General features: G+C 67.3%; 15 protein-coding genes. 7 read left to right on the forward strand and 8 right to left on the reverse strand.

What is annotated here, in order from left to right:
• Positions 1-12 precede the first annotated feature (12 nt).
• Positions 13-1,314: an oxidoreductase gene (locus ACSC1S_RS16440; RefSeq protein ID WP_435365232.1), complete on the forward strand. Its 1,302-nt coding sequence runs from the start codon at positions 13-15 to the stop codon at positions 1,312-1,314.
• Between the two features lie 131 nt (positions 1,315-1,445).
• Positions 1,446-1,598, forward strand: coding sequence for a hypothetical protein (locus tag ACSC1S_RS16445; RefSeq protein ID WP_261649080.1), 153 nt, complete (start codon positions 1,446-1,448; stop codon positions 1,596-1,598).
• A gap of 174 nt (positions 1,599-1,772) precedes the next feature.
• Here ACSC1S_RS16445 and ACSC1S_RS16450 read toward each other — a convergent pair whose 3' ends face one another.
• From ACSC1S_RS16450 to ACSC1S_RS16465, 4 genes are all read right to left on the reverse strand, one after another.
• A complete protein-coding gene (locus ACSC1S_RS16450; RefSeq protein WP_435365233.1) occupies positions 1,773-3,989 on the reverse strand; it encodes an LUD domain-containing protein in 2,217 nt (738 codons plus the stop codon).
• Positions 3,986-4,495, reverse strand: coding sequence for a LutC/YkgG family protein (locus tag ACSC1S_RS16455; protein ID WP_435365234.1), 510 nt, complete (start codon positions 4,493-4,495; stop codon positions 3,986-3,988). Before ACSC1S_RS16455 ends, ACSC1S_RS16450 begins: the two co-directional genes overlap by 4 nt.
• Positions 4,496-4,567: 72 nt before the next feature.
• On the reverse strand, positions 4,568-6,292 hold the full coding sequence (locus ACSC1S_RS16460) for an L-lactate permease (RefSeq protein WP_435365235.1): 1,725 nt from the start codon (positions 6,290-6,292) through the stop codon (positions 4,568-4,570).
• A gap of 394 nt (positions 6,293-6,686) precedes the next feature.
• Positions 6,687-7,799, reverse strand: coding sequence for an oxidoreductase (locus ACSC1S_RS16465; protein WP_435365236.1), 1,113 nt, complete (start codon positions 7,797-7,799; stop codon positions 6,687-6,689).
• A 114-nt stretch (positions 7,800-7,913) separates the two neighbouring features.
• Here ACSC1S_RS16465 and ACSC1S_RS16470 point away from each other — a divergent pair, with 114 nt between their 5' ends.
• Positions 7,914-8,681, forward strand: coding sequence for a helix-turn-helix domain-containing protein (locus ACSC1S_RS16470; RefSeq protein WP_435365237.1), 768 nt, complete (start codon positions 7,914-7,916; stop codon positions 8,679-8,681).
• A gap of 64 nt (positions 8,682-8,745) precedes the next feature.
• Positions 8,746-9,333 (forward strand): DUF2391 family protein, encoded by a 588-nt coding sequence (locus ACSC1S_RS16475; protein ID WP_435365238.1) that lies wholly within the window; start codon positions 8,746-8,748, stop codon positions 9,331-9,333.
• 359 nt (positions 9,334-9,692) lie between these two features.
• On the opposite strand, the gene ACSC1S_RS16480 is transcribed toward ACSC1S_RS16475, so the two are convergent.
• Complete coding sequence (locus ACSC1S_RS16480) at positions 9,693-10,703, reverse strand: transcription initiation factor IIB (RefSeq protein ID WP_435365239.1); 1,011 nt, start codon at positions 10,701-10,703, stop codon at positions 9,693-9,695.
• A 281-nt stretch (positions 10,704-10,984) separates the two neighbouring features.
• On the opposite strand from ACSC1S_RS16480, the gene ACSC1S_RS16485 reads away from it, so the two are divergent.
• Together ACSC1S_RS16485 and ACSC1S_RS16490 are read left to right on the forward strand one after the other, a co-directional pair.
• Positions 10,985-12,682, forward strand: a complete 1,698-nt coding sequence (locus ACSC1S_RS16485) for a formate--tetrahydrofolate ligase (protein WP_435365240.1) — start codon at positions 10,985-10,987, stop codon at positions 12,680-12,682.
• A gap of 132 nt (positions 12,683-12,814) precedes the next feature.
• On the forward strand, positions 12,815-14,146 hold the full coding sequence (locus ACSC1S_RS16490; protein ID WP_435365241.1) for a response regulator: 1,332 nt from the start codon (positions 12,815-12,817) through the stop codon (positions 14,144-14,146).
• 4 nt (positions 14,147-14,150) lie between these two features.
• Here ACSC1S_RS16490 and ACSC1S_RS16495 read toward each other — a convergent pair whose 3' ends face one another.
• Positions 14,151-15,374, reverse strand: coding sequence for a HEAT repeat domain-containing protein (locus ACSC1S_RS16495; RefSeq protein WP_435365242.1), 1,224 nt, complete (start codon positions 15,372-15,374; stop codon positions 14,151-14,153).
• Positions 15,375-15,600: 226 nt separating this feature from the next.
• Between ACSC1S_RS16495 and ACSC1S_RS16500 the strand changes: the two genes are divergently transcribed.
• Positions 15,601-16,959 (forward strand): cytochrome P450, encoded by a 1,359-nt coding sequence (locus ACSC1S_RS16500; RefSeq protein ID WP_435365243.1) that lies wholly within the window; start codon positions 15,601-15,603, stop codon positions 16,957-16,959.
• 256 nt (positions 16,960-17,215) lie between these two features.
• Here ACSC1S_RS16500 and ACSC1S_RS16505 read toward each other — a convergent pair whose 3' ends face one another.
• Positions 17,216-18,394, reverse strand: coding sequence for an inorganic phosphate transporter (locus ACSC1S_RS16505; protein ID WP_435365244.1), 1,179 nt, complete (start codon positions 18,392-18,394; stop codon positions 17,216-17,218).
• The gene (locus ACSC1S_RS16510) at positions 18,391-19,296 is read right to left on the reverse strand and encodes a hypothetical protein (RefSeq protein WP_435365245.1); all 906 of its coding nucleotides are present in this window, start codon (positions 19,294-19,296) and stop codon (positions 18,391-18,393) included. The genes ACSC1S_RS16505 and ACSC1S_RS16510 overlap by 4 nt, the downstream gene beginning before the upstream one ends.
• Positions 19,297-19,663 lie beyond the last annotated feature (367 nt).

The following is a 19,663-nucleotide window of genomic DNA, read 5'->3' on the forward strand; positions in this document are numbered from 1 at the left end:
GAACCCTCTCACATGCCGCGGCTGGACGACCCCCTCACCATCGGCGACTGCGAGGTACCGAACCGGCTGTATCGCGCGCCACTGCTCGAATGTGCCGGGAACGGCGAGGACGCCGTCGACATCCTCGTCGCGGACCTCGAACCCGCCGCCGAATCGGGTGTCGGACTGGTCTTCCAGGGCGCGACAATCGTCACCGAGGACGGGGGGTGTGCCGCCCCCGGGATGACCCGGGTTCACGACCCCGACTTCGTCTCTCGCCTCTCGACACTGACCGACGCCATCCACGACCACGGTGGGACGATATTCGTCCAGCTCGAACACGGCGGCCTGCGGAGTATGGAGACCTGGCACGCCGGCTACCGCGAGCAGCATCCCGACGAGCAGCAGTTGGCGGTGTCGCGCCCGCCCTGGCAACTCCGACTGCTGGACAGACTGGGCTTCCTCGACTTCGACCCACACGTCATGACCACCGAGGAGGTGTACGACCTCGCGGAATCCTTCGCAGATGCGGGAGAACGCTGCGTCGAGGCGGGCTACGACGGCATCCACCTCGCCGGCGCGAACATGGGCCTCATCCAGCAGTTTCTCTCCCCGTTCTACAACCGACGCGACGACGAGTTCGGCGACGGCGTCCGGTTCCTCGAACTCGTCCACGACGAGTTGCGAGACCGGGTCGGCGACACCCCCATCGTCACGAAGGTCCCCTCCGAGGCACCGGCACCGCCAGTCGTTCGGAGAAAGCTGGGGGACGACGACGCCGTCGACATCGCCCGCCGACTCGCCGACATCGGCTACGACGCCATCGTCCCGGTGCGGACCTCCGTGGTCTGGGACATGAGCATCGTCCGCGGGGAGTACCCAAAGCGGGCGTGGCGCGACGAGTCCTTCCAGGGTGGATATAGCGAGGCGTTCGGTGGCCGCCTGCGGACACGGGGGGTCCGGTTCATGAACTGGCTCGAATCGTTCCAGTTCGACTTCGAGCCGGCCTGGAACGCCGACCTGGCCCGGCGAGTCAGGGAGGTCGTGGACGTGCCGGTCTTGCTCGAAGGCGGGGTCCGCGAGCGCGGCCAGATGAACCGCCTGCTGGGGGAGTCGTGCGACATGGTCGGGATGGCTCGCCCGTTCTACGCCGAACCGAAGCTCGCGGCCCGGCTGCTCGCCGACGAGGCGGGCGACGGCACCCGCGTCGTCTGCGAGAACTGCAACAACTGCACCGTCCCGCAGGTCACCGGGGCGGTCGGCCAGTGTCGAACCCCGTCGGTGTTGCGAAGACGCGGAAAATTCGAGGAAGCAGGCGCGTACGACCGGGATTGAACGGTCTCGAACCAGTCTGAACGGCCGACAGTTCAATAATCGTTGAAGACCCAGTTCCGTGTGACCACTCCGCATGGCTGGCGATGGGTCGCCTGCCTGCGGCCTCGGGGGTCACCAGGGTGACACAACACATGCCACAATGTAACGTCTGCATGGACGACATCGACGAGGAGGAAGACACCCACATAGAGGTGGTCAAACCGATGGAGTTCAAGGGTGCGAAACAGGAGATACGACACTACTACTGCACCATCTCGTGTCTGCTCGACCAGGCACGCGAGTAGCAGTACGGTACCGACACGACGAGCACAGCAGGGGCACTTCTGCAGGGGGAACACCACGGAGCAGCTGGTAGCGGCGTCTCGAGGTGTCCCGCCCGGGAGACTCCAGGCCCGCCGGGTCACCCTCGCCGCGGGCGCGAGAGACCGCAGGATGGAGTGAGCAGCGTCGACGGCGCGCTACCGGCCGCGTCCCGGCGCGAGCAGTTCGACCGGGTGGAGCGGCCGTTCCCCGAACAGGTCGTCTATCTGGTCGGTACAGGAGGTACCCGACGCGACGACGTGGTCGCCGTCGGCCTCCCTGAGCTGCCCCGCGAGGTCCTCACCGAGGTCGACCGAGAGGTCGTAGTACTGCTCCTTGTAGCCGAAGCTGCCGGCCATGCCACAGCACTCGACCTCGCTGGTGGTCACGTCGTAGCCACACTCCGAAAGCACCGCGATGGTGTGCGCTTCGAGACCCATGCTTCGCTGCTGGCAGTGACTGTGGTAGGCGACCGATTCCTCGCCAGACGCGGTCGACAGGACCTCGGCGTCGGCCCCGTTCGCCAGCATGCCGAAGGCGTACTCCAGCACCTCGTAGCTGTTCTCCGCGAGGGGTTCGAACGCCGGGTTCGGTAGCAGGTGGTCGTAGTCCTCGCGGAACATCGCGAGGTCGCTCGGCTCGATGACGACCACGTCCCAGCCGTCGTCGAGGTAGGGCGCGAGCGTGGCCGTGACGCGTTCGGCCTTCTCGGTGGCCGTGTCGATCATCCCCTGCGAGAGCGGGGCGCGACCGGCACCCGGGACCGAGGGCACTGAGACCTCGACGCCGAGTGCTTCGAGCAGGTGGACCGCGGCCTTCCCGCGCTCGACCAGCATGAAGTTCGTGTACACGTCCGGGTAGAGGACGGCCTTGCGGTCGGCGTGGTTCGGGGCCTGCGAGTCCCGGTTCGCGAACCACTCGACCAGCGTCTCGCGCTCGAAGCTGGGGAACTCGCGGCGGCGGTCCACGCCAGCGGTACGTTCGAGAATGGCCTTCGCCGGCGACGAGTTCGCGACCCAGTTCGAGAGCGGGGCGAACGTGCTGCCCGTCTTCGCCAGGGTCTCGAAGTTGCCGAACAGGCGCTTCTGGAGCTCCGGGCCGTCGTCGCCCTCGGCGTCCGGGCTCAGGCCGTCGACGAGGAAGTCGAACGTCTCAGACTCGCCCTCGCGGTTGATGCGGTCGCGGACGACCGTGTTTATCCACGGGATGTCGATCTCGACCGGGCAGGCCGGCTTACAGCGCGAGCAGCCGGTACAGAGGTCGTTGAACTCGGCGGCGGTGTCGAGGCCCTCGATGCCGGCCTCCCAGCCGGTGGCGATGCCTCCCGAATAGGTCTCACCGCCGAAGCCGTGCCCCCCGATTCCCTGGAAGTTCGCACAGGTGTTCGAGCAGGCCGAACACCGGATGCAGTACAGGGTCTCGCGGAGGTGCTCGTCCTCGCGCATGTCGAGGCGACCGTTGTCGATGAGCACCAGGTGGAACTCTCGGCCGGATTCGCCCTCCGTGATAGGCGTCTCCGGGTCGTCGAAGTCGACCGGCGGGGAGTCCACCGGCGGCGTGAGCAGGGAGATGTAGCTCGTGATGTCCTGCCCGGTACCGGAGCGCCCGATGAGTTCGACGAAGGGCTGGAGGTCCTCGACGCTGGGAATCACCTTCTCGACGCCGGCGACGGCTATCTGCGTGTCGGGGACCGTCACCGACTTCCGGGCGTTGCCCTCGCTGGTGACCAGCGCCATCGTCCCCGAGTCGGCCGTGAGGAAGTTCGCACCGGTCATGCCCACGTCGGCCTCCTTGATGTCCGCCAGCAGCTTCTCGCGGGCGAACATCGTCAGCTCCTCGGCGGTCTCTAACTCCGCCTCGGGCTCGAAGACGGCGTTGAACAGGTCCGCGATCTCCGCCCGGGACTTGTGGATGGCGGGCGCGACGATGTGGCTCGGGGCCTCGTCGGCGACCTGCAGCACCCACTCGCCGAGGTCGGTCTCGGTGACGCCGACGCCCCGGGATTCGAGGTGCTCGTTGACCTCGATCTCCTCGCTGGTCATCGACTTGCTCTTGACGACGCGCTCTGCGTCCTGGTCGGCACACACCTCGGCGATGTACTCGTTGGCGTCCGCGGCGTCGTCGGCGATGTACACCGTGCCACCGTTCTCCTCGACCGCCTCGGTGAGCTGGTCGATGAGCTCGGGGAGGCGCTCGATGGCGTCCTCCTTGATGGCCCGGGCCTCCGATTTGAGGTCCTCGTAGTCGTCGAGCTTGCCGACCGAGTCGTACCGGCCCTGGTTGAAGCCACGGGCGTTCTCACCGACGGCGGCACCCTCGGTGTCGAGCAGCTGGCGGATACGGGCGGCCTTCGCCTCCCGCGACTCCGAGCTCATCGAATCACCACCACGTGGACCGCCTTCGGGCCGTGGGCACCCTTGACGAGGGCACCCATGTCGGCCGTGGCCGAGGGGCCGGTCGCGAGGATGGCCGAGTCCCGTGTCTCGCGGAGCTCGTCGCCGAGCCAGTCGAACGCCGCGGCCATGTCGGGGACGACGTCGTCCGCGCGAAGGACCGCGACGTGGAGGTCCGGGAAGACGCTCGCCGGTTCGCTCCCCTCGGGCGTCTGGCGGAGGACGAGACTGCCGTACTCGGCGACGGCGAGCTCGGCCGCCGTGACGCCCGTCTTCGCGGCATCCAGGGCCGCTGGCGTCGGGTTGGTCTGGACGCCCTCGGGGAGGGAGACGTCGTCCCAGGGCAGGGGCGCACCGACCCCCGGGTCGTCGACGAGGTCGGCGATAGCGTCGGACGCCTCGTCGGCGGTGGTCCAGGTCACCTCGACGCCGAAGTCGCCGGCGCGCGCGGCCCACTGCTCGGCGACGTCGCTCTCGACGCCGGTCATCGTCTGTCACCCGCGGAAATCGGGTCGTGCATGTCGTGTGTCATGGGTTCGTGTACGAAAAAACGGCCTCCGTCAGAAGGCCCCGGGTGCGACGACGTAGGCGAACAGGATGGTCAAGACGCCCGTCATCGCGGCGTAGTACAGCAGCGGAATCAGTTCGAGGCGGATGACGCGGCCCTCCTCGCCGACCAGTCCGACGACGGCCAGCGCGGCCACGACGTTGTGGATGGCGACGAGGTTCCCGATGGCCCCACCGACGGCCTGCGCGCCGACGAGGATCTGGGTCGGGACGCCGATGTTCTGTGCGGCGTTGAACTGGAACGTCCCGAACAGGATGTCACTGACCGTGTTCGACCCGGCGATGAACGCGCCGAACGCGCCCACGAGCGCCGAGAAGAACGGGTAGACGCCACCCGCGAGGTTCGCGGTGAAGTCCGAGAGGATGACGAGCATGCTGTCGGTGCCCGCCGCCTGCCCGGAGTTGATCATGATCTGGACGGTCGCGACCGCGAACCACAGCGCGATGACCGCCGGCAGGATCTTCTGGGTGGTCTCCTGCCAGGAGTTCTTGACCTCCTGGCCGTCCATCCCGTGCAGCAGGTACGTGATGACGCTGACGAACACGAAGATGGCACCCGGCAGGTACAGCGTGCGGAACGACCCGCTGAGGCCGGTCCCGAGGATGTTGCTCCACGCGATGACGAGGTTCTCGTTCAGGAAGCTCTGGAGCGGGCTCCAGACGCGGGTGACCACCAGCAGCGCGGCGGTCAGGATGTACGGTGCCCACGCCATGCCCAGCGACATGTCGCGGCTCTCCTGGACGACGCCACCATCGGCGGCGACCTGCTGGCTACCACCGCTGACGGACTCGCCGGGTTCGATGTCGCCGACCCAGTGGCTGGGCCACTGCTCGCGGGGGGCGAAGTCCCACTCCTCGTCGGGGAGCAGGAAGCCCGCCTTGAGCGTCCCGGCCGTGATGAACAGCCCGACCATCGCGCCGAGCAGCGCGGGGAACGTCGGGCCGAGGAAGTACGCGGTGAGCCAGTACGGAATCGCGAAGGAGGCCCACGCGAAGATGGTGAGCGGGAGCACCTGGAGCGCCGGCTTGATGGAGCGCTCCTCGCCGAAGAACCGGGTCATCATCGCGACCCCGATGAACGGGAGCACGATGCCGACGATGGCGTGGATGGAGGCCGCCCAGACCGCCGCGTCCGCGACGTACTGGGTGACGGTCATCCCCTCGGCGTTGATGGCCTCCTGTATCGCCGTGTTCTTGTTGAAGACGTCCTCCAGCCCGATGATGAGCGGCGTCCCGACCGCCCCGAACGTGATGGCCATGATGTTCCCCGTCAGGGCGACCACGACGGCCGCCAGCGGCGGGAAGCCGAGGCCAACGAGCAGCGGGCCGACGATGGCTGCGGGCGTCCCGAAGCCGGCCGCGCCCTCGATGAACGAGCCCATGAGGAACACGAGCAGGACGACCTGCACGCGCCGGTCGTCGCTGATGGACGAGAAGCCGGCGTTGATGGCGTCGAACGCGCCCGATTCCTTCAGCGTGAACAACAGCAGTATCGCACCGAACACGATCCACAGGATCTCCGTGGCCGTGAACACGCCGGCGATGGTCGCCGCCGCGATGAGGTCGGGCGACATCCCCCAGCCGATGAACCCGACGGCTGCCGCCGTCGCCCACGCGATGGGCATGGTGGTCGTCGCGGGCTGGTAGAGCCCGACCATCAGCACCGTGATGGCGACCAGCGGCAGCACCGCCAGCAGTATCATGAGTGGGTCAGCCATCGTGGCTCACCCCCGTGGTCTCGATGTCGCGCAGCTGTTCTACAGCCCCAGTACCAGGGCAGGCCGAGCACCTGCCATCCCGTGTCCATGAATCTGGCATGAGAAAAAGATGAGTTTACTCCGTTAAAGAATCACCGTAGGTTGGCAAATCTCTGTGATGGTCGAAACATTCAAAAGCGGAATGTCGGGTTCAGCGCCTGCCAGGGGGTGTTTGACAGTGTACTGGAGAGTTCAGACCGGAATCATGGCCCCGCCGGGGGCCCGGACACCCTTTACACACAACTGAAATACCTCTTCATACGTGTGCAACCCACCAGTTCACACGACTGTAAAGGGCGTGTTCGAGTGGAAGCGAAGGGGTTCGGGGGCGTGCGCGCCGGACGTACCGGGACCGTCAGTCGTCCGCCGCCGGAGCCGCCGGTATCTCGTGGTCGGCGAGTTCAGCGGTCGGGGCGAGGAAGCGCGCCGGGTCGAACTGGTCGAGCTCCCGGTCTTCGGCGACGCGGGTCGGCCAGTCCGGGTTGGCGAGCGCCCCGGTCCCGAGCGTCAGGAGGTCCGCCCCGGCCTCGGTCGCTTCCCGTGCGGCCGCGGGGTCGCCGAGTCCGCCGTTGGCGATGACGACCGTGTCGTCGGTGACGTGTTCGACCGCCGCCTCGGCGAGCGTCGGCCCGTCGTCGCCGAACGCGGGCGAGGTGACGTCGGGTTCGGTGACGTGGACGTAGTCTGCACCGGCCGCCGAGAGTTCCGGGAAGAACACCGCGGCCGCGTCCTCGCCCTCGGGCCACTCGTACTCGGGGTCGGTCACCTTCGTCTGGGAGACGCGAACGCCGACGACGAAGTCGTCCGGGACCGCCTCGGCGACGGCTGAGACGACCTCGGCGGGGAACCGGACGCGGTCCGCGGGTGCCCCGCCGTACTCGTCGTCGCGCTGGTTCGCGTCCGCGGCGAGGAACTCGTTGAGGAGGTAGCCGTTCGCGCCGTGGACCTCGACGCCGTCGAAGCCGGCATCGTGGGCGTTCTTCGCGGCCTCGACGAAGCCCTCGCGGATGTCGTCGAGGTCGTCGTGGGTGGCCGCGCTGGCGACCGCGAACTCCCCGCTCCCGCCGTAGGGTTCGGCCTTCTCGCCCGGCGGCTGCCACGCCGAGGGCGCGATGGTCTCCTCGCCGTCGACGTGCGGGTTGCCCTGCGTCTGGGCCCCGGCGTGCATCAGCTGGGCGAAGATGGGAGCCTGGGCGTCGTGGACCGCCTCGGTCACCCGGGTCCAGGCCTCGACCTGCTCGTCGGTGACGAGACCGGGCTGGTTCAGGTAGCCCTGGCTGTAGCTGTCGTCGGTGTAGACCCCCTCGGTGACGAGGAAGGAGAACCCACCCTCGGCGAACCGGGTGTAGTACCGGGCCATCTCGGCGGTCGCACGCCCGTCATCGGTGGCGCTGACGCGTGTCATCGGCGCGAGACCGACGCGATTGTCGAGTTCGAGCTCGTTCAGCTCGGTGGTGTCGAACAACATGTACTGGCTCGGTATGGCGCAGAGACCGGTAACCCCCAGTTTGCCATATGCCAAATTCTCTGTGGGTACTTCACACACCGACGAGCTTATTTGGCGATAGCCAAACTCTGTGCCATGCGCGAGTTCGCGTTCACCATCAAGTACGACAGGGGGGCGGACCCACTGATGGACGTCTTCATCGAGCACCCGGAGGCCCACGCCCGGACCATCAACTGCCACGTCTCGCCCAACAGCATGTGGCGCATCGACCGGATCGCCGGCCCCGAGGACGCCCTCGAACGCATCGACGACCTCTACACCGCGCCCGAGCACTGCAACGAGTGCATCGGCTCCCGGCACTGCCACACCGACTGGGAGCACGAGTTCCTCGAACGCGCGCCCTCGCGCCGGACAATCTACACCTTCCGTCCCTCCCCCGGCGACTGCTACTCCATCCCCCAGCTCGCCTGCATGTACCTCGGCGAGGGCTACCTCTGTGCGGCCGAGCGCCGCAACAATCGCTACGAGTGGCGCATCCTGATGCGCGACGACGGCGACGCGATGGGACTCCACGAGGCGTTGAGCGAGGAGTTGCGCGATGGACTCTCGCTTTCCTTCCGCCAGATCGGCGGCCCCTCCTACTGGGCGGAGGAGGCCATCACACTCGCCGAACTCCCCTACGAGCAGCGTGAAGCCATCGAGACCGCCGTCAGGATGGGCTACTACCAGACCCCGCGTGGCACCTCGATGGCCGAGGTCGCCCAGGAACTGGAGATTCCGCGGTCGACGCTGCAGTACCGGCTCCAGCAGGCCGAATCGTGGATCATCGGCTGCTTCGTCTCCCGGTCGGTGTCGGACATCGGCGAACAGTGCTCGCGGCAGCCGGCGGCACCGGAGGTCTGAGGAGCCGTCCCCAGCCCGCACCCGAAGGGGTGGACCTTTCTACGAACGGCCTGCACCGGGTGGTATGAGCAGGAGCGACACGCGTCCCGAGTCGGTGACCCCGTCGACCACCGAACCGGCAATCGACGAGCTACTGTCGAAACTGGAGCGCCTCGAGGGGTCACTCGAGAACCCGGAGGAACGTGAACAGCTCCGCGAGGCGATGGTGTTGGCCGCGCTCGTCTCCCAGCAGGGTGTGTTCGGCCGGGTCGTGGATGGCTTCGACAGGTCTGACCTCGCCGAGGCACTCCTCGGCGCGCTCGTGTTCGGAATCCCGATGTTCGTCGAAGGCGGCACGCTCGAGATCGGTGCGTTCCTCGCGTCGCAGCCCGCCTTTCTGGCCGGCACCTACGTCGTCACCGTGGGCGTCGTCATCAGCATCCTCTACGTCGCCGACTTCCAGGACGTCCGAATCCGGAACCCGATACTGGGCGTCGTCCCGCGTCGACTCGCAGGGGTGATCGGGGTGTCCCTGGTGACGGCGCTGGTCGTGATGACGGCGTGGGGCCGGGTCGACTGGGCGACTCCGCTGCTGGCGTTCGCACAGACGACCGTCGCGTTCGCGCCGATGACCATCGGCGCCGCGCTCGGGGATATCCTTCCGGGGAGCTGAACGACTCGGTTCGACCGCTCACAGACCTGTTCTCAGGGCGTGCAGTCACATCCCGGGGGAGCCTCGGGAGTCCCCCTCGACGCACGCGCCGGGCCCAGCAAGCGAGTCGCAGCCGGACCCGACCTGTCGCTCGCTCCCTCGACCGGCGGATTCCATCCAGTCGGGCCACGTCTCGAAGGTAGAAATACGTCGCCGTGGGGAGCATGACACCAGCGTATATCAGGCCGACCGCCACGCCGGCCTGCAGCGGATGCCCGGCAGGCACCGCCAGCCACGCGACCCCGACCACGCCCGAGAGCGCGAGTGCCGACAGCACGGTGTCTCGCCACCGCGACTCGCTAGCTGCGACGCGACCCGCCTCAGTCGCCATCCGCGACTCGCAGGCTGGAGAGTCGCTTCTGGCCGACGACCTCGAAGAGCTCCTGGTAGCGGTTCCGGATGGTGACCTCGCTGATGTCGGTCACCTCGCTCACCTCGTCCTGGGTCAGTTCCTCGCTCGCGAGCAGCCCACCGGCGTAGATGGCCGCCGCAGCGAGTCCGACCGGGCTCTTGCCGCTGTGGACGCCCTCCTGCTTGGCCGCCTGGAGCAGCTTGCGGGCCGGTCGTTCCACGGTCGCCCCGGCGTCGAGTTCCGAGAGGAACCGCGGGAGGTACTGCTCGGGGTCGGCGGGTTCGACCTTCAGGCCGAGTTCGCGGACGACGTAGCGGTAGGTCCGGCTGAGTTCCTGCTTGTCGACGCGGGACACCTCGCCCACCTCGTCGAGGCTGCGGGGCACGCCGGCCTGTCTGGCGGCGGCGTACAGGGACGCCGTGGCGACGCCCTCGATGGACCGGCCCGGGAGCAGGTCCTCTTCGAGTGCGCGGCGGTAGACGACGCTTCCCGTCTCGCGGACGTTCTCCGGGAGCCCGAGGGCGCTTCCCATCCGCTCGATCTCACCGAGTGCCTGCTTGAGGTTGCGCTCCTTGGAGTCGCGGGTCCGGAAGCGCTCGTTCCAGGTGCGCAGGCGCTGCATCTTCTGGCGCTGGGTCGCCGAGAGCGAGTTCCCGTAGGCGTCCTTGTTCTGCCAGCCGATGTTGGTCGACAGCCCGTCGTCGTGCATCAGCTTCGTCGTGGGTGCGCCGACGCGGGATTTCTCGTCCTTCTGTTTCGCGTCGAAGGCGCGCCACTCCGGGCCGCGGTCGATGACGCCCTCGCGGACGACCTCGCCGGTCTCGGGGTCGACCCACTCGCCGTGACGCTCGTCGTAGACGAGGTCCTCCTCGCTGGGCTGGTCTGACCGCTCGTCGCTCGTCTCGTGCTGTTCCTCTCTGTTGGTTGTCCTGACGCCGGTGGAGGCCGAGCGCCGGGCAGTTCGGGTTGTCTCCGACATCAATTGTATACACAGTCATTGCGGCGTCTCCCCCTTGGAGCCTCGTTTGGCATATGCCAAGATAGTGGTCGCCAGGCTCGCGGTCGAGATGTATCTGAAAGCTGCACGAGGCTGGTTCCGTGCTCTGTATGGCTGTCAGCGGCCGAAAACAGCCGATTCGGAGCAGAAGCCACATTCGTCTATCACCAAGTTATTTCCCGTGGCGATGGGGGGAGCCACTACCAGACCGTGAGAACCAACAATCGAGGTTAACCCCTCCGCAGACGTATCAACAGATACGCATGAGTAGTCACGAGCCGGTCACACAGCGAGAGGTACCGCCCGACATCGAGATCGCGCGCAACGCGACGCGCCGGCCCATCGAGGCGGTCGCCGGCGACCTCGGTCTCGACGCCGACGACCTCGAACCGCGGGGGAACGAGGTGGCGAAGCTGACCTGGGACGCCATCAGCCGGACGCTCGAACAGCCGGCCGACGGGAAACTGATACTGGTGACGGCGATGACGCCGACGCGCCGCGGGGCGGGGAAGACCGTCACGACGGTCGGTCTCGGCCAGGCGCTCGGGCAGCTCGGCGCGTCCAACGCGGTCGCGGTCCGGGAGCCGTCGCAGGGGCCGGTGTTCGGCATCAAAGGTGGTGCGGCGGGCGGCGGCTACAGCCAGGTGCTCCCGATGGAGGAGATCAACCTCCACTTCACGGGCGACATCCACGCCGTCACGTCGGCGCACAACCTCATCGCCGCGATGGTCGACGCGAGCCGGCATCACGGCAATCCGCTGGACATCGACCCCGACCGCGTGGTCTGGGGGCGGGCGCTCGACGTGAACGACCGGGCATTACGCGAGACCGTCGTCGGCCTCGGCGGGACCGCGAACGGCCCGCCGCGGGAGGACTCGTTCTGCATCACCGCCGCCTCCGAACTCATGGCGGTGCTCTGTCTCGCCACCGACATCGCCGACCTCAAGGACAGAATCGGCCGGGTCATCGTCGCCTACGACACCGACGGCGACCCCGTCACCGTCGCCGACCTCGACGCCGTCGGCGCGGTCACCGCGCTCCTGAAGGACGCCCTGCGCCCGAACCTCGTCCAGACCATCGAGGGCACCCCGGCGTTCGTCCACGGCGGTCCCTTCGCCAACATCGCGACCGGGACGAACTCCGTCCTGGCGGACCACCTCGGCCTCCGACTGGCGGACTACCTCGTCACCGAGGCTGGCTTCGGTGCGGATCTGGGCGCGGAGAAGTTCGTCGACATCGTCTCGCGCGAAGGAGTAGCCCCCGACGCGACGGTGGTCGTCGCCACGGTCGAGGCGCTGAAGAAACACGGCTCCGCGACGGTCGACGACGCGGACTCCATCGACGCACTTCGCGCCGGCTTCCCGAACCTCGACCACCACGTCGACAACCTCCGGGCGATGGGGCTGCCGGTCGTCGTCGCGGTCAACCGGTTCCCGGGCGACACCGACGAGGAGATTTCGGCGGTCCTGGCGCACTGCGAGGCCCGGGAGGTCCCGGCCGCGGTCTCGACCGTCTACCAGAACGGCGGCGAGGGTGGGCTCGACCTGGCCCGGCTGGTGAAAACCGCCGCCGACTCGGGCGAGGCCGACCTCCAGCCGACCTACCCACTGGACGCCCCGCTCGACGAGAAGATCCGGGCGGTGGCCACGCAGGTGTACGGGGCCGACGGCGTGGAGTTCACCCCGGCTGCCAGGAGCGACCTGGAACACATCGAGTCCCTGGGACTGGACGACCTGCCGGTGTGTATCTCGAAGACCCCCGCCTCGCTCTCCGACGACGCCGGGCGGGTCGGCGTCCCCCACGGCTGGAACCTCACGGTCCGTGAGCTCTATCCCTCCGCGGGTGCCGGGTTCGTCGTGGCCCTGACCGGGAACGTGCTGACCATGCCCGGCCTGCCCGCCGACCCCGCCGCGACCGACATCGCGGTCGACGACGACGGCACCGTGAGCGGGCTGTTCTGAGCGCGTCGCGGGCGGCACAGCGTCACCCGGAACCGCCCAGGGTCGCGGAATCGCCGACAGAAAACGAACGACCGCGGCCGGGGGCTGCTTTGGGGCAACCTCTTGCTTTCACACGCCCTACGTCCGATAGAGATGAGTGCGGACGGAGACCGAGGAGCGGAGCAGTCAGTTGACCAGAGCCGTCGCATCCACGTGCTCTGTGTCGACGACGAACCCGACCTCGTCGAGCTGACGTCGACCTTCCTGGAACAGGAGAGCGACCGCATCGTCACGACCGCGGCCACGAGCGTCGACGACGCCCTCGACCACCTCGCCTCGGCTCCAGTCGACTGCATCGTGAGCGACTACCAGATGCCCGGACGGGACGGCCTCGCGTTCCTCGACGCCGTCCGTGCCGAGTACGGCGAGCTCCCGTTCGTGCTGTTCACCGGGAAAGGCAGCGAGGAGATCGCCAGCGAAGCCATCTCCAGGGGCGTGACCGACTACCTCCAGAAGTCACGGGGGGCCGACCAGTACACCGTCCTGGCCAACCGCATCCAGAACGCCGTCCGGGGTCACCGGTCGGAAAAACGGGCCGAGAACTACCTGGAAGCGTCTCCCGACGCCATCGTCATCGTCGATGCCGAGGGCGCGATACGGCGGGTCAACGAACAGGCCGAGTCGCTCTTCGGCTACGACCGCTCGGACCTGGCCGGCGAACCGGTCGAGGTGTTGATTCCCGAACAGTTCCGCGAGACGTACGACACCTACCACCAGGAGTACGTCGAGTCACCGTCCCGTCGCGTTCTCGGCGCTGACTACGACCTCGTGGGACGACGCCGTGACGACACGGAGTTCCCAATCGACGTGACACTCAGTCCGATGTCGGTCGACGGCCACGTCGAGGTCGTCGTCGCGGTCCGGGACGCGACGGTCCGACACGAGCACGAACGTGCCCTCGCGGAACTGAACCGCATCAACCGGACGATTCGGGAGACGTCGGCGGGCGTCATCGCGGCAACCACCCGTGAGGAGGTCGAACAGTCCGTCTGTACGACGCTCGCCGACTCCGAGCCCTACCTGTTCGCGTGGATCGGACGAGTGACCGACGAGGTCGAGATCCTCCCGACAGCCTGGGCCGGTATCGAGGCGGGCTACCTCGACGCCATCATCGTTACGACCGACGAAACCCCGACCGGGCAGGGACCCGGCGGGCGAGCCGCCCGGCTCCACGAACCCCAGGCGATGCAGAACGTCAACGAGGACCCGACGTTCGAACCGTGGCGAGAGGAGGCCGGAAAGCGCGGCTTCGAGTCGGTCGCCTCGATTCCCATCCTGCACGAGGACACCTGTTACGGCCTGCTGAACGTCTACGCCGACAGACCGGACGCCTTCGACGAGCGAGAACTCGACGTACTCGCCGACCTGGGCCGGACGACCGGCCACGCCATCCACTGTCTCGAACTGGCCGACAGGGTCGAGTGAGCCGCTACGAGAGGCGGTCGATAGCCCAGGCTGCCTGTTCTCGCACCGTCTCGTCCGGATCGTTCGACGCCAGTTCCCGGAGTCGCTGCAACCCCACCGGAGCCCCGGCCTTTCCGATAAGCACGCAGACGTTCGCCCGGACGTCGGGGTTCGTGTCGTTCAGTGCCGTCCCCAGACTGTCGGCATAGCCAGCGACGGCGTCGGGGTCCACCGAGGCAATCCGCCCGAGTGCGGTCGCGGCGTTCGTCCGGACGGTCTCGTGCTCAGCCAGCAGCGCATCGACCAGCGGCCCCACCGCAGGTGCCACCGCTTCGGGTTCCGCGGCCGTCGCCCGCGTCAGCGCGTACACTGCGAACCGCCGGGTCCCACCTCCTTCCTCCTCGGCGACGGTCGCCAGCGCCGGGACGGCGTCCACCACCGCAGTCGGGTCCGCCGCCGCGACCTCCATCAGGGTGCGACTGCCCTGCTCTCGATAGACGGGACGCGACGCGACGAGCGATGCGAGGTCCGAGACGTGCGGTTTCAGCGGGTCGGGGTCGTCCGCGGCCTCCGTCGCGACGGCATGAAGAACCGCCCGCCCACTCGGGAACCGCTCGCGAGCCAGCAGGTCGAGCGTCGGCTCCACGAGCGGTTCGACCGCGTCACCGCGGTTCTCGACCAGCCAGAGCGCCAGTTTCAGCGCTTCGACCATCCGGTCTCGGTCCCTGGACTCTCGGGCGGCGTCGAGGGCTCGCCGGGCAGCCGAGAGCGAGACCGCTGTGGGGTCGTCCTGGGCGTCCGACAGGAGCGACTCGGGCTGGTCGCCGGCGTCGTCCGGCGTGTCGAGCGGGAGCTCGCCCGCGCGAATCGCGGGCATGAACTCCCAGGAATGGTAGTGGTCCCAGCCGTCGACGTGCGAGAGCTCGAGGTCGTCCACGACGACGTACCCCTCGGCGTCGGGGAACAGCTCCGCGAGTATCTCCAGTCGTCGTTCTCGGACCGGCCACCACTCGTAGCGCCCGCGCTCGTCCTGCTCGCCGAGCGCCGAGATGTCGCCGTCGCGACGTCTGATCGCCTCGACCGTGCCGGGGATGTCGGCCTCCGCGACGAGGTCCTGGTTGCCGATTGCCCAGACCTCGTGGTCGGTCTGGTGTGCCCAGTGCCGGACCCACTCGAGGGGAACCGCCTCCTCGTGGGGATGCGGGTTCACGTCGACGGTCCAGTCGCGGTCGAACGCGAGGACGTACATCAGGGCTCACCTCGGGCGCGTGTCTCGGTGAGGTGACTGCGGCCGGACGGGACGCCGGGACGTCTCGGAACAGCAGTGGATTGCATATTGTTGACAATGGTCCTCCCGCGTCAAAAAGTGTGGGTGGGCGTGAACTATCAGGTGGCTCGGTGCCCGTGGCGCGGGTCCCACAGCGGGGGACTACCGGGTCCGCAACCTCCATACAGATACAAGCGTATATTTCTACATGTCACAGTCGCTGCCGAAGCCACCGGACGCCGGCGTCATCAACGCGGCCCGGTTCGGCACGGACACGTTCCGCTTCATCGAGGGGATGCAGGCACGTTTCCCCGACATCGTCGGGATTCCCATCCCGGGCAGACCGCCCATCGTCCAGGTGACGAACCCCGCCCTCATCCACGACGCGCTCTCGCGACCCGACGAGTTCAGTCGCGTCCCCGCCCAGAAACCCGCCTCGCTCATCGCCGAGCAGGGCCTCGTCCAGAGCGAAGGCGACCTCTGGCGACAGCAACGGAACATCGTGAGCAACGCGTTCGCGGGCCAGCAGGTGCGTGCCTACGCCGACACCGTCGGCGAGCGCGTCGAAGCCCTCTGTGGGGAGTGGCGCAATCGGCTGGCGAGCACCGACGCGGACAGCTTCGAGACGAACCTCCACTTCGACATGACGGCGCTGACGGTCCGGGTCGCCTCCGAGATACTGCTCGGGGAGGACATCGGCCTCCAGCGCGCCGAGCAGTTCTCCGAGTGGATGCAGGTCGCCGGCGACGAGTTCGAGTTCGGCCTCAGCGCCATATTGCCCGCGTGGGTGCCGACCCGGACCTCGCCCGAGTTCAAGGCGGCCGCAACTGGCATCCGCGAACTCTCGGAAGAACTCATCGAACGCCGCCGCGAGTCGATGGCTGCCGGGGAGAACCCGGAGTCGAAGGACATGCTCTCGCTGCTCATCCGGGCCGAGTCGAATCCCGAGGTCGACTTCCCGGAGAACCAGATCCGCGACGAGGTGGCCACCTTCCTCATCGCCGGCCACGAGACGACCGCGCTGAGCCTGACCTACGCCCAGAGCCTGCTGGCGTGGCATCCCGAAGCCCGCGAGCGCGTCCGCGAGGAGGCCGAGGCGGTGCTCGGCGACGACGAACCGCGACACGAACACGTCGAGGACCTCGAGTACACCGGCCGGGTGTTCACCGAGGTGCTCCGGCTGTACCCCGCCGCCTGGGCGGTGTTCCGGCGTGCGTCCAGGGACGTCGAACTCGGTGGCTACCACATTCCTGAAGGGGCCGCCGTCATCATGCCCCAGTGGTCGGTCCACCGCGACAAGCGGTACTTCGACGACCCACACACCTTCGACCCGGACCGCTGGCTCGACCGCTCGCCACAGTCCGTCCCCGCGTACTTCCCGTTCTCCAGCGGCCCCCACGCCTGCATCGGCCGGCAGTTCTCGCTCACGGGTGCGCGGCTCGTGCTGGCGCGCATCGCGAAGGAGTTCGACGTGGACGTCCCCGAGAACGGCCTCGACGACCTGCGGGCGACGCCGACGCTCCGGCCGGGTGGTGGCGTCGCCGCCACGGTCACCGCCGTGGAGTAGTGCGCGTCCCAGAAAGCCTCAGGCCGGTCCCTGGCTGTCCCGGTGCCGGACCCTGACCAGCAACCACGGCCCCCAGCTTCCGTTCGTGGACCGGGCTCACTCGCCCGTTCACAGCCGAAACAGCACTGCCAGCTTCACGACCTGTCCCACCAGAATTCATGCTCGTACGATAGATACCACGAGTATTCCGTCGGTTCGAACGATGCCAGTGATGGTCGTCATCCGGGGCGACCGCAGTGACGCGGGCAGAGGCGGCTCAGAACCCGAATATCGGGATGAACCGGAACGTGAGATAGGAACCGAGCGTCGCGATGGCCGGTACCACGTTCTGCATCAGGACGACCCGGGCGGTCGTCACGGGGTTGAACAGCGCCCCCGGGCTGGGGAGGTCTTCGGCGTCCTCCTCGCCGATGGGTGGGAGTTTCTCGCCCTCCGTGTCGGCCGCCAGCGCGTCGACTCTGACCGGTACTCCTCCGTCGCCGGCGACGACGTCAGGAGCCGTCATCGGTCGGGTCGCCCGACCCCAGCCCAGCCCGACGATGGACATCGTTGCGATGATGACGAAACTCGCGGGGATACCGAGTGCCGAGAGAAAGACGACCAGCGTCGAGGAGACCCCCGCGACCACGATGGCCGCAGTGAGGGGGAGCTCCGTGATGTCACTGCCCATCGTCTCCAGGGTCCGTCGAGCGATGGTGAACGCCCCGATTGTGACGGCGATACCACCGAAGGCGATGGCCGGGTTCATCGCCAGTTCGCCACTGCCGACCAGCGGTGCAACGGCGTTAGCGATGTTCGAGGTGCCCGAGGAGAAGGCCATCAGACAGCCGATGGCGACGACCGTGAACGTCCCGGCCAGCTCCCGGCGATTGGTCGTCCGGTGGACCCGCGGGATGGGGACGAGGCCCGACCGGTCGACGTCGAACAACGGCCCCGTGCTGCGCTCCATCGCGACCATCTCGTTCAGCCGGGCGTAGAAGTACCGGCCGATGACCAGCGAGACCCAGAAGCCGATGATGGGAGAGACGACCCACCAGATGACGATCTGTCCCATCACGGCGATGTCCAGTACGCCACCCGCCAGCCCGAGGCCGGCGATTGCGCCCACGGCCGTCATCGAGGTCGAGGCTGGCACGCCAAAGACGTTCCCGACCAGCAGGGCGATTCCGATGAAAAACAGCACCGCGATGGACGATTCGGGCGTGAAGATACCGGTGTCGACGACCAGTTCAGTCCCGAGTTTCGTCACGACGTTCCGACCGAGCGTCCAGGCTCCGATGAAGAAGAACACGCCCATCAGCCCCGCGGCAACGGGCTTGGAGACGGCATCAGCGCCGACGGCCGGCCCGAACGCCGGGCCCGTGGTCGACCCACCGATGTTGTAGGCGACGAACATCGCGACGATGACGCCAGCGACGAGGAGCAAACTGCTCATCGGTCCTCACCCTCGTCGTCCGCTGTGCTCTCGTCTGCAACCTTTTCTTCCAGGGTTTTCTCCACCGTCTCGCCGACCTTCTCTTCGACCGTCTTCTCGACGGTTTCCCCGACCTTCTCCTCAACAGTTTTCTCCACCGTCTCCCCAACTTTCTCCTCGACAGTTTTCTCGACGGTTTCTCCGACTGTCTCCTCGACGGTCTCTCCAACCGTCTTCTCCACCGTCTCGCCTACCTTCTCTTCGACAGTTTCCCCGACCGTCTTCTCCACTGTCTCACCGACTTTCTCTTCGACGGTCTCTCCAACTTTCTCCTCGACGGTCTCTCCGACCGTCTTCTCCACCGTCTCCTCAACGGTTTCCCCAACTTTCTCCTCGACGGTCTCTCCAACCGTCTTCTCCACCGTCTCCTCAACGGTTTCCCCAACTTTCTCCTCGACGGTCTCTCCGACCGTCTTCTCCACCGTCTCCTCAACGGTTTCCCCAACTTTCGCTTCGACCGTCTCGCCGACCTTCTCGTCGACCGTCTTCTCGACGGTTTCCCCGACCGTCTTCTCCACCGTCTCGCCGACCGTCTCTTCGACGGTTTCCCCGACCGTCTTCTCCACCGTCTCGCCGACCTTCTCATCGACGGTCTTCTCGACAGTGTCTCCAACCGTCTTCTCCACCGTCTCTTCGACCGTCTCGTTGACAGTCTCTTCGACGGTCTCCTTGACCGCCGTCGTCATCCAGTTCGGGTCGAAACGGGCCATCTTCCAGACGACGTGGAGGACGTACGAGACCAACACGCCGAATCCGAACGCCAGCCCGATGGCGTTCCCAGCGACGACTATCAATCCGACCGAGACCGCGATCAACAGGCCGTAGGTTAGGTCGACGAGCGAGTCGACACTGCTCGGGTTCACAACCCACCCAGGTCGAAGACCTGCCCCGGGAGAACGACCCAGGGCTCAATAGCTGATGAAAAACACATGGGCTCTGTAAACCCTGCTCGCTCAAGTAGCTTGGCAAAGGCACCGCTCCCCACCGGGAGTGTCGGAACCGGACGGGGCATACGGACTGTCTGCGCTGCGGGAGAATCGGAACGGGTCGTCTCACTCCATCGATTCTAGTCGGCAGTTGCGCTCCGACGAGCCACAGCTGGGGTCGGTCCGAACCACCCAGAGGCGAGCCCAGAATGACAGCCTCTCCAGACCGAGGACCGCACACCGTATCCACTCGCGACAGAACCAGCGCCAGAATCCCACGCGACGAGACTGTCGCGACCACCGA

It is taken from the genome of Haloarchaeobius pelagicus (assembly GCF_051207375.1).
Taxonomy (GTDB): Archaea; Halobacteriota; Halobacteria; order Halobacteriales; family Natrialbaceae; genus Haloarchaeobius.